This is a genomic window from Pseudomonas sp. PF05, from assembly GCF_056521845.1.
On sequence record NZ_JBWLPW010000001.1, the window covers coordinates 539,493 to 553,430 of the forward strand.

Genomic DNA, 13,938 nt, shown 5'->3' on the forward strand with positions numbered 1-13,938 from the left:
GTGACCTCCATGGATTCGAAATGGTGCTTCTACGGTTTGCTCAGAATTGATAGCCAACCCCGGCGTAGTATCCCCAGCCGTCGGAGCGGGCACGGAAGTCGCCGTCGCCGAAGTCAAGCTCACTGCCGTCCTGCCAGTTGCCGCCGTTGTGGAAGTAACGGCCCACCAGCGTAAAGCGCAGGTGCGTGAATGAATACAGCAAGACGTTGGTGGCGACTGTGGCGTTGGCGGTGCGGGCGGGGTTGTCCTTGTGCAGGTCCGAACCGAAATCGAAGTTGGTGAAGCCGATGTAAGTCAGCGAGGCGCCATTGCCGAACTGGCTGATCGGCACGATGTATTTGAGCTGGGCGCGGTAGCCGTCCCAGGAATATTCATTGCTGGCGCCATAGTTTTCCCATTGATAACGGCCATAGAAGTTGGCCGACAGGTTGACCCTTGAGTGAGTGTCGATGTCGGTGCCCAGGCCGCTGTACAAGGTGTTCGCGCGATTGGCGCTGTTGCTGCCGTGATCGTAGATCCAGTCGAACGCCACATACCATTCCTTGAACGGCCCGATGGCCAGGCTGCGACCGGCCAGGTAATCGATGGAGATACGCGGTTCGTGCTCCATGAACACGGGGGAACCGTGGTCCCACACCCCTTTGTCGTGACTGTTGCCAATGTCGAAGATCTTTGGAATGTCGACGTAGCCATAGAGCTCGAAGGGCCCTTTGCGTCCGAAGTACTCATATTCCAGATAGATATCGTCGACCGGTTGCGGGCCGAAGCTGATGTCCTTGCTGCCGATGAGCGTCAAGTCCTGGTTGTACCAGTCCGACAGGTAGGCACCCTTTTTCGAGGGGGTAGCCTCGGGGCTGAGGGCTTCGCCCTGGGCGGACGCCTCGGTGGTTTGGGCTTGGGCCGTGGTGCTGAGTAGTCCGGTAACGGCGGTCAGTAGCAGGGCGGCTGCCAATACGCCGGGCGTAGCGCGACACTGGGAAGTGCAGTGCATGGAAAGTCCTTGTTCGTGCGGGCCGAAGCCCGGGGTCCGTGGTTGAAAAAAAACCATCGGTCCGCTGGGTAGGACCGATTGCGCAAACGTTTGCACATGTCGTACCAGTTTTTTGTATTGGATTGAAATGCATGGGATTCAGGCTTTTTTTCTGTCTTGTTGGTCAGGCTTGGTGCACCGAAATCGGCAGCGTCGTGTGAAGCGGCACCAACGTGTTGCAGGAGCATGTGCTCGACGCGGCACTGAGTCGGTGGCGTTGCTGATAGAATCGGCCATCTTGACTGACCAGAGGTATGCCCATGAGCGAGCCGATTCGCCTGACCCAGTACAGCCACGGCGCCGGCTGCGGCTGCAAGATTTCGCCCCAGGTGCTGGAAGTGATCCTGGCCGGCAGCGGTGCGCAGAACCTCGATCCCAAGTTGTGGGTCGGCAATGCGTCCCGGGACGATGCTGCGGTGTATGCCATCGACGAGGAGCGCGGGGTGGTCTCGACCACCGACTTTTTCATGCCGATTGTCGATGATCCCTTCGATTTCGGTCGCATCGCCGCCACCAATGCCATCAGCGATATCTACGCCATGGGCGGTGACCCGCTAATGGCCATTGCGATTCTCGGCTGGCCAGTCAACGTATTGGCCCCGGAAATTGCCCGGGAAGTGATTCGCGGCGGTCGTTCCGTGTGCGACGAGGCTGGGATTCCCCTGGCCGGCGGGCATTCGATCGACGCGCCTGAGCCGATTTTCGGCCTGGCGGTCACAGGCCTGGTGCAAAAGCGCCATATGAAACGCAACGACACGGCCACCGCCGGTTGCCGCTTGTACCTGACCAAGCCGCTGGGCATCGGCATCCTCACCACGGCGGAAAAGAAAGGCAAGCTGCGCGCCGCCGATGTCGGCCTGGCCCGTGACTGGATGTGCACCCTCAACAAACCTGGCAGCCGTTTTGGCAAGCTCGACGGCGTGACGGCGATGACCGACGTCACCGGTTTCGGCCTGCTCGGGCACCTGGTGGAAATGGCCGACGGCAGCCGCCTGACCGCGCGCATCCGCTATGACGCGGTGCCGCGCCTGCCGGGCGTCGAGTACTACCTCGACCTGGGCTGTGTGCCGGGCGGTACGCTGCGCAACTACGACAGTTACGCCAGCAAGGTCGGCCGCGTCCAGGAACTGCACAAGCGCGTGCTGTGCGACCCGCAGACCAGCGGCGGCCTGCTGATTGCCGTTACCCCCGAAGGCGAGGGCGAATTCTTGCAGGTTGCCGCTGAACTCGGCCTGGCGCTGGAACCCATCGGCGAACTGGTCGAGCGACAGCGTTACGCGGTCGAGGTGTCTTGATGAGCCATGACATCACCGATTACCGCGACATCTTCCTCAATGACCGGCCGATGATGGACACGCGCGCCCCGGTCGAATTCATCAAGGGTGCCTTCCCCGGCGTGGTCAATTTGCCGTTGATGACCGACAGCGAACGGCAACGCGTCGGTACCTGCTATAAACAGCAGGGACAGCAGGCCGCCATTGTCCTGGGGCATCAACTGGTGTCCGGCGAAATCAAGGCCCAACGCATCCAGGCCTGGGCGGAGTTCGCCAAGACCCATCCCGACGGTGTGCTGTATTGCTTTCGCGGCGGCCTGCGTTCGCAGATCGTCCAGCAGTGGCTCAAGGATGAAGCCGGCATTGACTACCCCAGGGTCGGCGGCGGCTACAAGGCCATGCGCAGCTTCTTGCTGGACACTGTCGAGCAGGCGGTCGCCCAGTGCGACCTGGTGCTGCTGGGTGGCATGACCGGTACCGGCAAGACCGAAGCGCTGGGCCAACTGAGCAATAGCCTGGATCTGGAAGGCTATGCCAACCATCGCGGTTCCAGCTTCGGCAAACGCGCCACCGGCCAGCCTTCCAATATCGACTTTGAAAACCGCCTGGCGGTGGACGTACTGAAAAAACGCGCCAGCGGCATCGAACAGTTCGTGCTTGAAGATGAGAGCCGTGCGGTCGGCAGTTGCGCCTTGCCGCTGCCCTTGTACCAGCGCATGCAGCAGGTTCCGATGGTCTGGCTTGAAGACAGCCTGCAGAACCGGGTCGAGCGGATCCTGCAGGATTACGTCATCGACCTGTGCGCGGAGTTTGTCGCCGTACATGGCGACGAAGGTTTCTCTCTGTTTTCCGAGCGGTTGCTGGCGAGCCTGGACAACATCCACAAGCGCTTGGGAGGCGATCGTCACCGGCGCTTGATGAACATCCTGGAAACGGCCCTGGCCGAGCAGGCCAACAGCGGTGCCGTCGACTTGCATCGCGGGTGGATCGAAGGCTTGTTGCGTGAGTATTACGACCCGATGTACGTGTTCCAGCGGGAAAAGAAGGGGCTGCGGATCGAGTTCTCGGGAGAGCAGGCGGCGGTGCTGGAGTATCTGCGCGAGCGGGCCGCCCGGGGCGGGTGACCACAGGTTTCATATCTCCTGTCAATCCCGGTGGGAGCGGGCTTGATTACGTCGGGCAGGTTTCCTGGCCGTGGTCCAGGCCCTGCTTGTAGCTCTGGCTGGTGAGGCTGGCCTTGCCGTTGTGCCAGGTCAGGGTCAGCACGTACAGCGAATCAAAATCGCCTGACGCCCAGTCATCGGTAATAGTCTGCTTCTTGCCCACGGCCTCGCCGGCAACCTTGTTGATCAGCTCCGGCAGGTAGCCATGGGACCAGGCGGTATAGATGGTGGCGTTGTGGTATTTGTCGTGCAGCAGTTCGTCAGCCAGATCGCTGGTGTCGTTGGCCGAATATTCGATGTTCACCGGCAACCCGAGCTTGATGGCGCTGGGGCTGATGGTCATCAGCGGGCGAATATAGCTGTAGGAATTGTCCAGCTCACCTTCTTCGACATTGCGGGTCGGGTTGGCCGCGAACACGTAGTCGGCCTTGCCGAATTTTTCCGGCAGCAGGGTGGCCAGGTCGATGGCACGGTTGAGGCCCTGGCAGTTGAGCTGGCCCAGGCCACCGGCGGGTTTCTCGGCGTGGCGCAGGAACACCAACGTTTGCACACCGTCGGCTGGCTGGGCGCGGCTGATGCTGGATTCCAGCGACAGCACCAGGCCACAGACCACAAGCAGCGTCGGCAGCAACAGCCACGAACGGTGTTTGAGGCGCTTGGCGAAATTCAGTGGGTTCATCATCGAATAAATAGTCTTCGGCACGCTTGAGTCAGGCTGACAAACCCTGGCACCACGAAGCGGCTGGCTTCGGGGGTTTTCCGTGTCGTTACGCCGTGTCGAATCCTTGGGGGCATTGCTCAGAGTCTCTTCAAGCCCTTTGGTTCGATGCTGGCGGGTTCCGGTGCACTGTAGCGACCTCCGTCAGGAGATGGGATGAACGTTAACGACAGGATGTTGCGAAATTAAGAAGGGATGACGTGAATTGCGTGACGGGCAGTGGTGCCGTCCCGTACATCTTGGATTATCCTCGGGCTTTCCTTCATTTCCGAGCCGACCCCATGCCCGACTTGACCCCATTCCCCATCACCGAGAAATGGCCCGCCCAATACCCGGAGTGGATCCAGCTCTACTCCCTGCCCACCCCCAACGGCGTGAAGGTCTCGATCATGCTCGAAGAGATCGGCCTGCCGTACGAGCCCCACAAAGTGGACTTCGGTAGCAACGATCAACTGTCGCCCGAGTTCCTTTCCTTGAACCCTAACAACAAGATCCCGGCGATTCTCGATCCCCATGGGCCGGGCGACCAGCCGTTGGCGCTGTTCGAGTCGGGGGCGATCCTGATTTATCTGGCGGACAAGAGCGGGCAGCTGCTGGCCCAGGAGTCGGCCGCGCGCTACGAGACGATCCAGTGGCTGATGTTCCAGATGGGCGGGATCGGGCCGATGTTCGGGCAGTTGGGGTTCTTCAACAAGTTCGCCGGCAAGGACTACGAGGACAAGCGGCCGCGCGATCGCTACATCGAGGAAAGCAAGCGCCTGCTCAAGGTGCTCGATGGCCGTCTGCAAGGGCGCGACTGGATCATGGGCGAGCGCTACACCATCGCCGATATCGCCACGTTCCCCTGGGTGCGCAACTTGATCGGCTTCTACGAGGCCGGTGATTTGGTCGGTATCCAGAACTTCCCCAATGTGACGCGGGTACTGGAGCGCTTCCTGGCGCGACCGGCTGTGGTGCGCGGGTTGAAAATTCCGGAATGAGTAGCCCGACAACCCGCCGATTCGATTACAAACAACTGGATGTATTCAGCAACGTGCCACTCAAGGGCAATCCGCTGGCGGTGGTGCTGGGGGCCGATGGGCTCAGTGACTCGCGCATGGCTGCCTTTGCCAACTGGACCAACCTCAGCGAAACCACATTCCTGTTGGCGCCGCAGCACCCGGAAGCCGATTACCGGGTGCGTATTTTCACCACCTCGACCGAGTTGCCGTTTGCCGGACATCCGACCCTGGGCAGTTGTCATGCCTGGCTGGAAGCCGGAGGTGTGCCGAAAGGGCAGGAGATCGTGCAGGAATGTGGCGTCGGCCTGGTCAGGATTCGCCGCAGCGATCATGGCTTGGCATTCCTCGCGCCGCCCTTGCTCAAGTCCGGCCCCCTGGAGGCCGACTTGCTCGAGCGAGTGCGCAAGGGGTTGGGGCTCGCAGCCGAGGCAATTGTCGAGGCACAGTGGGTCGATAACGGTGCCGGCTGGCTGGCCTTGATGCTCAAGGATCGCCAACAGGTCCTGACGCTCGAGCCCGATTACCCTCAGTTGCTGGATCTGGCCGTGGGCGTGATTGCACCTTGGGATCGGGCCGTGGATGGCGATGAGGCCCATTTTGAAGTGCGGGGCTTCATCGCCGGTGATGGCATGCCCGAGGATCCTGCCACCGGCAGCCTGAACGCCGGGCTCGCGCAGTGGATGCTGGGCAAAGGGCTGGCGCCTTCATCCTACGTGGTCAGCCAGGGGGTGACGATGGGCCGCGCCGGACGAATTCATGTCGAACAGGTGGGGGATGCGGTCTGGATTGGTGGCGCGGTGGTGACGTGCATCAATGGCTCGCTGACCTTGTGAGTAGATTATTGCCTGGCTGGTAACACGCTGTTTTCCAGCCGACGTTTGTGCCCTGGCCGGTCAGGGCATAAGCTTTGCTCCTTGTGATCGAGCACCCATTTCTGCCCAGGAGTCCCATGTCCAGCCAGTTCCCCGAAGCACGTCCACGCCGTCTGCGTCGCAATGCAAGCCTGCGCAGCCTGTTCCAGGAAACCGAGTTCACCTTGAACGACCTGGTGCTGCCGATTTTCGTCGAAGAAGAGATCGATGATTTTGTGCCGATCAAGAGCATGCCCGGTGTGGTGCGCATTCCTGAATCGAAGCTGGCCGGCGAGATCGAGCGCTACGCCCGTGCCGGTATCAAATCGGTGATGACCTTTGGTGTGTCCCATCACCTGGACAACGACGGCAGCGATACCTGGAGCGAGCGCGGCCTGGTGTCGCGCATGGCCGGGATCTGCAAGGACGCGGTGCCGGAGATGATCGTGATGTCCGACACCTGCTTCTGTGAGTACACCGATCATGGTCATTGCGGTGTGCTCCACGGCGACGAAGTGGACAACGACCGGACCCTGGTCAACCTGGGCAAGCAAGCCGTGGCGGCGGCCCGCGCCGGTGCCGATGTGATCGCGCCATCGGCGGCCATGGATGGGCAGGTCCAGGCGATTCGCCGGGCCCTGGATGAAGCCGGCTTCAGCCAGACGGCAATCATGGCTTACTCCACCAAGTTTGCTTCGGCACTCTATGGCCCGTTCCGCGAGGCCGGCGGCAGCGCGTTGAAAGGCGACCGCAAGAGCTACCAGATGAACCCGATGAACCGCCGCGAAGCATTGCGCGAATCCTTGCTCGACGAGCAGGAAGGCGCCGATGCACTGATGGTCAAGCCGGCCGGTGCCTACCTTGATATCATCCGCGACATTCGCCAGGCCTCGAACCTGCCGCTGTCGGCTTATCAGGTCAGTGGCGAATACGCGATGATCAAGTTCGCCGCCCAGGCTGGCGCCATCGACGAAGCCCGCGTGGTACGCGAAAGCCTTGGCGCAATCAAGCGGGCGGGGGCTGACCTGATCTTCACTTACTTCGCCATGGACCTGGCGCTGAGCGGGATCTGATCTCGCACGGCTCCTGGGGCTGGGTGTGAGATCCATGTTCACCGCCACTCCCTTGTGGGAGCGAGCTTGCTCGCGAAAGCGGTGGGGTCAGCTTGCATCAGTGTTGCCTGTGCCGCCGTCATTGCGAGCAGGCTCGCTCCCACATTGGGCATAGCCTGCATCCACTTTTGATCGTATGGTTGCTCCGCAATAACGAACCCGATGGAGCACCATGCAATTCAACCGATTGATGATCAGCCTTGCTGCGCTGCTGGCCTTGGCTGGTTGCGGCAGCCGTCAGGCGCAGGAGCCTGAGCGTCAGCCCGCTGAGGTCAAGAAGCAGATCGTGCAGTTGTTGCCGGCCAAGACTAAGGATCGCGAAGGCTGGGCGACTGACATCTACGTGGCCTTTGCGGCCCAGCAGATTCCCTCTACGACGCAGAACCTCTGTGCTGTGCTGGCGGTGACCGAACAGGAGTCGACGTTCCAATCTGACCCGCCCGTGCCGGGGCTGGGCAAGATCGCTCGTCAGGAGATCAACCGCCGTGCGGCGAAGGTGCACATTCCGGAGCTGTTGGTCAGCGGCGCGCTCCAGGTGCGTTCGCCCAACGGCAAAAGCTACAGCGATCGACTCAATGCGGCGCGTAGCGAGAAAGAGCTGAGCGGGATTTTCGATGATTTCATCGGCATGGTGCCGCTGGGCAAGACGCTGTTCGGCGATTTCAATCCGGTGCACACCGGTGGACCGATGCAGGTCAGCATCGCGTTTGCCCAGGCCAATGCGCGCAATTATCCCTATGCGGTGGAGGGCTCGATTCGTCGCGAAGTGTTCAGCCGTCGTGGCGGGATGTATTTCGGTATCGCGCATTTGCTGGGCTATCCGGTGAGCTACACCGAGCCGTTGTATCGTTTTGCCGATTTCAATGCCGGGTGGTACGCCAGCCGCAACGCGGCTTTCCAGCATGCGGTGAGTGTGGCGTCGGGTATTTCCCTGGCGCTGGACGGCGATCTGATTGCCCATGATTCCATTATGCCAGGCAGCACCGAACTGGCGGTGCGCACGCTGGGCAAGTCGCTGGGAATGCGCAACCCGACCATTCGCGATCAACTGGAGCAGGGTGACAGCCTGGCGTTCGAGGACAGCAAACTCTACAAGCGCGTGTTCAAGCTGGCTGAGCGAACCGAGGGCAAGGCGTTGCCACGGGCGGTATTGCCGGGGATCGTGCTCAAGAGCCCGAAGATCACGCGCAAGCTGACCACGGCGTGGTTTGCCAAGCGGGTGGATGAGCGTTATCAGCGATGCATGAAGCGGGCGTCGGGGCGTTAGCCAGGCGTTGAGCATAAAAAGCCCGGCGGATGAGGCCGGGCTTTCAGGGTGGCGGGGTGGGTGCGGCCGCTGCGCGCCCGAGCGGGAGCAAGCTCCCTCGCCACGAGGTGTGTTGCCGATCATTTGTTGCGTTCAAACAACTCATGCGTGGTTTTCGATCAGGCGATCGGAGCCACCTTCAGCGACACGACGTTCCAGCAGGCGATCGGCACCGCCTTCAGCGACGCGGTTTTCGATCAGGCGGTCGGAGCCACCTTCAGCGACACGACGTTCCAGCAGGCGATCGGCACCGCCTTCAGCGACGCGGTTTTCGATCAGGCGATCAGAACCGCCCTCGGCGACGACGGGTTGGGCAGAGGCGGCAAATACGTTGGCGGCTAGTACAGAGAAAGCGAGGCTGAGGATGACTTGGCGTTTCATGATGGTGTGCTCCGGGGGTGCAGTGGTTTGTGTGGGGCCATTGTTGTCCCAGGCGATCATCAAGAGAACTTCATTGACATGATGGTGAACATCGACGGCAGTGATAGCTCGTTGGCCCGCTACCGGTCAGCTTGATGGAACACTGATCAGGTCGCGGGCTCTACCAGCTAACGCTTATGCAGGAGGTGCGTCATGTATCAGTTATTCGGTTGCAGGCAATCCGGTTCTTCGGCGGTGGAGGTTGCCCTGCGTCTCTGTGAGGTGGCTTTTCGGCGAGTCGATGCCTATTCGACGCAAGACAACGATGCGGCGAAAGCGCTCGAGGCACTCAATCCCCTGAAGCAGGTGCCGACCCTGCAGTTGCCGGATGGTTCGGTGCTGACCGAAGCGGCGGCGATCCTGATTCACCTCGGGTTGACCTTCCCAGCATCGAAGCTGCTCCCACAAGACCCGGCCGCGCGTGCGCAAGCCATACGGGGCCTGGTCTACATCGCGGCCAATTGCTACACGCTCATCGGCATTATCGATTTTCCGGAACGCTGGCTGGACGAGGCGGACGAAGCGACTCGGCATCGATTGATATCCGGTACGCAGCAACGGCTGTATCGCAATTGGGCGCTGTTTGCCGACCAGTTCCCGGCCCGACCTTTTCTCGGCGGTGACGAACCGGGGGCGCTGGATATCCTGGCGGCCGTGATCACGAAGTGGAGAAACACGCGGGAGGCGATGCTGGGCGCCCGTCCAGCGTTCTACGAGTTGCTGGAGCGCATCGACCACCATCCGCGCATTGCGCCGGTGCTGTCGCTGCATTGGCCATTGTAGGAGCTGCGTAGGAGCTGCCGAGCGAAGCGAGGCTGCGATCTTTGCGCTGACGCTTGAATCTCAAGCAAAAGAGCAAAAGATTAAAAGATTAAAAGATCAAAAGATCAAAAGATCGTCCGAACGCGGCCCGAGCCTTCGGCAGCTCCTACAGGGTCAAGGACACGCCTTGCGTGCAGCCGCTTGCTCGACAAGGTCGACAAATTGCCGGACGTTCTCCTGATGCGCCGTCACCAGTTCGTCGATACTGGCGCCTGCCGGGGTTTGCAGGCTGCTACGGCACGTAAGAGGGCGGGTGTCGTTGCCCAGGTTGCGCAGCCGCCATTGCACATCCATGCGGGCATAGCGACCGGGGATCGAGTCAAAGCGTTGCACGTCTACCCGCAGCAATGATTTAGGCGCGCCAGGGTTGCTCAGCTGTTCGTCCAGGCTGCTGTGCAGTTCATCGGCCAGGCTGGCACCCCACCATTCGGTTTCCAGGATCGCCAACCCGCTGTTGCCCTGGCGAATGACCATCTGGGTGCGATCCACTTGGGGTGGGACGCTGACCAGTTCAATCTGGATGTCCACGTTGGACCGCGATTGGCCTGCAGGTTGAGCCGGGCTCAGGGTGTGGTAGTGGATCGGATCGCTGCGGCAGGCGCCGAGCAGCAACGCCACGACAACCAGGGTAAGTTTCAACGTCAGTGGCATGGGGCGTGCTCCTGTGATCATTCTTTCACCGGCAATGTGAGGTTGTGCGCCGGTGCGTCCTTGGGACGGCCGCGAAGCAGCGATTCGGGATGGCGGCTCAGGTAGTCCGACAGCTCGCGCAGCGAGCGCGACATGCGCCCCAGGTCGTCCAGGGTCTGGGTCAGTTGTTCGCGCTGCGGTGAATCTTCGGCCAGGGTCGAGTTGGCCGATTGCAGGGTCTTGCTGACGTCTTGCAAGGTGCTTTGCACACCCGGCAGGGTCTTGCTGTTGAACAGGGCCAGGCCTTTGCGCAGCTCCACCAGGTTGCCATTCAGGTTGCCGGCAATATTCTCCAGTGGCAGTTTATTGATTCGCTCGACCATTGCCTGCAATTGTTCCTGCAGCTGTTGGAGGCTGCCCGGAATGGTCGGGATACGCACGGGGCGGTCGCTTGGGTCGAAGGCGACTTTTTCCGCCTTGGGGTAGAAGTCCAGCGAGATGTACAACTGTCCGGTCAGCAGATTGCCGCTGCGGGCCTGGGCGCGCAGGCCGCGTTCGACGAAGCTGCCGATCAGGCGGGCGCCAGCGGCTTCGTCCTCTGGGTTGTGATTGAGCGACTTGAGCATTTTTTCATGGGCCTTGCCCAGGCGCTGCGGGTACATCACTATGCCGACGTCGACCGGGAAGCTGCGCTGTTTCTCATCGAAATCCAGATTGATGGCCACCACCCGGCCGATTTCCACTCCGAGGAACTCTACCGGCGCGCCGACTCGCAACCCGCGCAGTGCCTGATCGAACCGCAGGGCCAGGTATTGCGCCTTGCCGTCGGGAGGGGCGAGGGCGCTCTGCTGGTCGGCAAACAGTTCGAAGGTCTTGTCTTCGCTGGCCGTGGTGTCGTCTGGACTGTATTCCGGCGCCTGGAACGCGATGCCGCCCAGCAGCAAGGCCGAGAGCGACTCGGTCTTGACCGCGAAACCATTGGCACCGACGTTCACGTCCACACCGCTGACGTTCCAGAACCGGGTGTTTTCGGTGACGTACGCATCATTGGGTGCGTTGACGAACACATCGATGTTCACGCCTTTGCCCTCGGCGTCCAAGGCGTAGGACACGACCTGGCCCACCGGGATCTTGCGTAGGTACACCGGAGAGCCGATGTCCAGCGAGCCAAGGTCCCGGGAATGCAGGGTGAAGCGCTTGCCTGGTTCGCCGTAAGTAATCGGCGGCGGGTTCTCCAGACCCGTGAAGGACTTGACACGCGCTTTCGACTGACCGGCGTCGGCCCCGATGAAGTCTCCGGAAAACAAGGTGTCGATCCCCGAGATCCCGCCGGCCCCGATGCGCGGCCTTACCACCCAGTACACCGAGTCTTCGTGAGTAAAATTTTCGGCTGTCTTGGCGAGCTTGACCGTGGCGGTGACGTGCTTCTGGTTTTCGCTCAGTTGCACGTCGGTGACCTGACCGATGACCACGTTGCGATATTTCACCTGGGTCTTGTTGGCGGTCAGGCCCTGGCCGGTCTTGAAGGTAATGGTGATGGTCGGGCCTTCCTGCAGCCAGTTGTGGACCACCAGGGAAATGCCCACCAGCACCGCGATGATCGGCACGATCCACACCAGTGACACCGTCCAGCGGCGGGTGGTGACATGGGCGCGGCCGGGTGCGGGATGCTGCCCGTCAGTGGCTTGCGACTTCATCCATGACCTCCTCGAAGGGTTGAGTGTCCCAGATCAGCCGGGGGTCGAAACTCATGGCCGACAGCATGGTGAAGAGCACCACAAGGCCGAAAAACAGGATGCCTGGCCGCGGTTCGATGTCGCTCAGTGCCTGGAACTTGACCAATGCCGCCACCAGGGCCACCACCAGCACATCGAGCATCGACCAGTAGCCGATGACTTCCACCAGCCGGTACAGCTTCGCCCGCTGGACCTGGGCCCAGGTGCTGCGCCGCTGTGCAGTCACCAGCAGCAGGGTCAGTACCACGAACTTGATGCCGGGCACCGCGATGCTGGCGATGAAGATAATCAGGGCGATATCCCAGGCACCGCTTTGCCAGAATTCGATGACGCCGCTGATGATGGTGCTGTCGGCGCCTTCGCCGAGCATCTGGGTATTCATGACCGGAATCAGATTGGCCGGAATGTAGAACACCAGCGCGGCGAGCATGTAGGCCCAGGTGCGGGCGATGGCGTCGGGTTTGCGTCGATGCAGGGCGGCGTCGCAGCGGGGGCAGGCCTGGGGCTCATCGGTCATGTCGCAGGCCAGGCCGCAGTTGTGGCACAGGCAGAGGTTCAGGTCGCGGGCGTCCGGCACAGTGTCCAGCGGCTTGCCGTTCATAGGCTGTTCCACAGGTCGCGGACATCGCGCCCGGCAATGCGGATCATCAGCAGGCTCAAGGCCGCCAGGGCGAACAGGCCGATGCCCGGGAGCACGTCCAGCAGGCCGGCGAGCTTGATCACCGCCACCAGCGCGCCCAGCAGGCACACCTCCAGCATGCTCCAGGGACGCAGGGTTTCCAGGCTGCGCATGCACAGGCTGAACCCTGGCGCCCGCCGCTGGAGATAGGCATGGCCCAGCACCCAGAGCAGCAGTGCCAGTTGGAAGGCCGGCGCAATGATGATCGTCACCGCTGTCACCAGGGCGATGAAGGTGATGGGGCCCTGGCTCAGCGCCACGATGGAGTCCCATAACGTCGCGCTGTTGCTCAGCCCCTGGAGGCGAATGGTCATCACCGGGTAGATGTTGGCGAAAATCCACAACACCGCGGCCGTTACGCTCAAGGCCAGGCGCTGCTCGATGGTCAGGCCGCTGTAGCGCTGGATCACCGCCTGGCAACGCACGCACGTGGCTCTCTGGTGCGGGGCGAGCTCAACCGGCTCGTACACTGCATCGCAATGTTCACAAATGATCAGTCGGTCGGTGTTGGCCATCAGGATGCTCGCAGGAACAACCCTTTCAATATAGTGGAGAATGAGCAACCCGCCCGAGCGGATCATTCCCCGCGGATGTATTGCTCCAGTTGTCTGATCAGATCGGCCTGTTCGGCGATGGCTTCCTTGACCAGGTCGCCGATGGACAGCAGCCCGACCAGTTTGCCGTCCTCTACCACGGGCAAATGCCGCAGGTGTTTTTCGGTCATGATGCTCAGGCAGGTCTCGACGTTCTGGTGCGGGTCGATGGTGATCACGGGGGAGACCATGATGTCACTGACCTTCGTGCCCACCGATGAGCGACCGCGCAAGACCATTTTGCGGGCATAGTCGCGCTCGCTGATGATCCCCAGTACTTCGTCGTTCTTCACCACCAGCAAGGCACCGACGTTCTTCTCGGCCATGCGCAGCAGGGCCTGCAATACCATGTCGTCCGGTGAGATGGTGTGCACTTGCTGGTTCTTCTCATCTTTTAGCCGGAGCAACTGCGCGACGGTTTTCATGGGGAGCCTCGGGTGTTGTTTTTGCTGGTTGTTAAAGCATCGTAGACCCAACGGCGCAGAGCAAGCGGTAAAGCGGCGGCCAGTCGTCCAAAAGCGTCATGGCCGGTGAATTTCCCGCCGATGTGATGTCATCCAGCATGTGGCCAGTGGGGGCCCTCTGTGGGAGCAAGCCTGTGGG

At 61.3% G+C, this 13,938-nt stretch carries 14 protein-coding genes and 1 pseudogene; 7 read left to right on the top strand and 8 right to left on the bottom strand.

The features are described 5' to 3' along the window. Positions 1–40 precede the first annotated feature (40 nt). Entirely contained in the window at positions 41–991 is a 951-nt protein-coding gene (locus AC09SL_RS02395; protein WP_058545525.1) for a nucleoside-specific channel-forming protein Tsx, read from the bottom strand. A 299-nt stretch (positions 992–1,290) separates the two neighbouring features. Between AC09SL_RS02395 and selD the strand changes: the two genes are divergently transcribed. Both selD and mnmH read left to right on the top strand, forming a co-directional pair. Next, a complete protein-coding gene (gene selD / locus AC09SL_RS02400) occupies positions 1,291–2,325 on the top strand; it encodes a selenide, water dikinase SelD (RefSeq protein WP_064106776.1) in 1,035 nt (344 codons plus the stop codon). Further along, positions 2,325–3,428: a tRNA 2-selenouridine(34) synthase MnmH gene (gene mnmH, locus AC09SL_RS02405; protein WP_058543761.1), complete on the top strand. Its 1,104-nt coding sequence runs from the start codon at positions 2,325–2,327 to the stop codon at positions 3,426–3,428. Before selD ends, mnmH begins: the two co-directional genes overlap by 1 nt. Positions 3,429–3,474: 46 nt before the next feature. Here the strand turns inward: mnmH and AC09SL_RS02410 are convergent, their stop codons facing one another. Then, complete coding sequence (locus tag AC09SL_RS02410; RefSeq protein WP_058543762.1) at positions 3,475–4,149, bottom strand: hypothetical protein; 675 nt, start codon at positions 4,147–4,149, stop codon at positions 3,475–3,477. A 317-nt stretch (positions 4,150–4,466) separates the two neighbouring features. Between AC09SL_RS02410 and AC09SL_RS02415 the strand changes: the two genes are divergently transcribed. The 4 genes from AC09SL_RS02415 (at position 4,467) to AC09SL_RS02430 (ending at position 8,416) form a co-directional block, all read left to right on the top strand. Next, positions 4,467–5,165, top strand: coding sequence for a glutathione binding-like protein (locus AC09SL_RS02415; protein ID WP_058543763.1), 699 nt, complete (start codon positions 4,467–4,469; stop codon positions 5,163–5,165). Further along, positions 5,162–6,019, top strand: coding sequence for a PhzF family phenazine biosynthesis protein (locus AC09SL_RS02420; RefSeq protein ID WP_058543764.1), 858 nt, complete (start codon positions 5,162–5,164; stop codon positions 6,017–6,019). Before AC09SL_RS02415 ends, AC09SL_RS02420 begins: the two co-directional genes overlap by 4 nt. Before the next feature lie 116 nt (positions 6,020–6,135). Next, a complete protein-coding gene (gene hemB / locus AC09SL_RS02425) occupies positions 6,136–7,110 on the top strand; it encodes a porphobilinogen synthase (protein WP_003200059.1) in 975 nt (324 codons plus the stop codon). Positions 7,111–7,321: 211 nt separating this feature from the next. Continuing rightward, on the top strand, positions 7,322–8,416 hold the full coding sequence (locus tag AC09SL_RS02430; protein WP_058543765.1) for a DUF1615 domain-containing protein: 1,095 nt from the start codon (positions 7,322–7,324) through the stop codon (positions 8,414–8,416). A 150-nt stretch (positions 8,417–8,566) separates the two neighbouring features. Here the strand turns inward: AC09SL_RS02430 and AC09SL_RS02435 are convergent. Then, positions 8,567–8,836, bottom strand: a pseudogene (locus tag AC09SL_RS02435) (hypothetical protein); the annotation flags it as partial. A 192-nt stretch (positions 8,837–9,028) separates the two neighbouring features. Here AC09SL_RS02435 and AC09SL_RS02440 point away from each other — a divergent pair. Then, positions 9,029–9,658, top strand: coding sequence for a glutathione S-transferase family protein (locus AC09SL_RS02440; RefSeq protein ID WP_058543766.1), 630 nt, complete (start codon positions 9,029–9,031; stop codon positions 9,656–9,658). Between the two features lie 153 nt (positions 9,659–9,811). Here AC09SL_RS02440 and AC09SL_RS02445 read toward each other — a convergent pair whose 3' ends face one another. The 5 genes from AC09SL_RS02445 to AC09SL_RS02465 all read right to left on the bottom strand — a co-directional run bounded on the left by AC09SL_RS02445 (position 9,812) and on the right by AC09SL_RS02465 (position 13,760). Further along, on the bottom strand, positions 9,812–10,348 hold the full coding sequence (locus tag AC09SL_RS02445; RefSeq protein ID WP_058543767.1) for a PqiC family protein: 537 nt from the start codon (positions 10,346–10,348) through the stop codon (positions 9,812–9,814). A gap of 17 nt (positions 10,349–10,365) precedes the next feature. Then, complete coding sequence (locus tag AC09SL_RS02450) at positions 10,366–12,024, bottom strand: PqiB family protein (protein ID WP_058543768.1); 1,659 nt, start codon at positions 12,022–12,024, stop codon at positions 10,366–10,368. Continuing rightward, entirely contained in the window at positions 12,005–12,664 is a 660-nt protein-coding gene (locus tag AC09SL_RS02455) for a paraquat-inducible protein A (RefSeq protein WP_058543769.1), read from the bottom strand. The genes AC09SL_RS02450 and AC09SL_RS02455 overlap by 20 nt, the downstream gene beginning before the upstream one ends. Next, on the bottom strand, positions 12,661–13,257 hold the full coding sequence (locus tag AC09SL_RS02460) for a paraquat-inducible protein A (RefSeq protein WP_058543780.1): 597 nt from the start codon (positions 13,255–13,257) through the stop codon (positions 12,661–12,663). The genes AC09SL_RS02455 and AC09SL_RS02460 overlap by 4 nt, the downstream gene beginning before the upstream one ends. 62 nt (positions 13,258–13,319) lie before the next feature. Further along, entirely contained in the window at positions 13,320–13,760 is a 441-nt protein-coding gene (locus AC09SL_RS02465; RefSeq protein WP_058543770.1) for a CBS domain-containing protein, read from the bottom strand. Between the last annotated feature and the right edge of the window lie 178 nt (positions 13,761–13,938).

Bases quoted from the DNA above. Each gene is read 5' to 3' on its own strand.
- AC09SL_RS02395 (WP_058545525.1), bottom strand. From the start codon at position 991: ATGCACTGCACTTCCCAGTGTCGCGCTACGCCCGGCGTATTGGCAGCC.
- selD (WP_064106776.1), top strand. From the start codon at position 1,291: ATGAGCGAGCCGATTCGCCTGACCCAGTACAGCCACGGCGCCGGCTGC.
- mnmH (WP_058543761.1), top strand. From the start codon at position 2,325: ATGAGCCATGACATCACCGATTACCGCGACATCTTCCTCAATGACCGG.
- AC09SL_RS02410 (WP_058543762.1), bottom strand. From the start codon at position 4,149: ATGATGAACCCACTGAATTTCGCCAAGCGCCTCAAACACCGTTCGTGG.
- AC09SL_RS02415 (WP_058543763.1), top strand. From the start codon at position 4,467: ATGCCCGACTTGACCCCATTCCCCATCACCGAGAAATGGCCCGCCCAA.
- AC09SL_RS02420 (WP_058543764.1), top strand. From the start codon at position 5,162: ATGAGTAGCCCGACAACCCGCCGATTCGATTACAAACAACTGGATGTA.
- hemB (WP_003200059.1), top strand. From the start codon at position 6,136: ATGTCCAGCCAGTTCCCCGAAGCACGTCCACGCCGTCTGCGTCGCAAT.
- AC09SL_RS02430 (WP_058543765.1), top strand. From the start codon at position 7,322: ATGCAATTCAACCGATTGATGATCAGCCTTGCTGCGCTGCTGGCCTTG.
- AC09SL_RS02440 (WP_058543766.1), top strand. From the start codon at position 9,029: ATGTATCAGTTATTCGGTTGCAGGCAATCCGGTTCTTCGGCGGTGGAG.
- AC09SL_RS02445 (WP_058543767.1), bottom strand. From the start codon at position 10,348: ATGCCACTGACGTTGAAACTTACCCTGGTTGTCGTGGCGTTGCTGCTC.
- AC09SL_RS02450 (WP_058543768.1), bottom strand. From the start codon at position 12,024: ATGAAGTCGCAAGCCACTGACGGGCAGCATCCCGCACCCGGCCGCGCC.
- AC09SL_RS02455 (WP_058543769.1), bottom strand. From the start codon at position 12,664: ATGAACGGCAAGCCGCTGGACACTGTGCCGGACGCCCGCGACCTGAAC.
- AC09SL_RS02460 (WP_058543780.1), bottom strand. From the start codon at position 13,257: ATGGCCAACACCGACCGACTGATCATTTGTGAACATTGCGATGCAGTG.
- AC09SL_RS02465 (WP_058543770.1), bottom strand. From the start codon at position 13,760: ATGAAAACCGTCGCGCAGTTGCTCCGGCTAAAAGATGAGAAGAACCAG.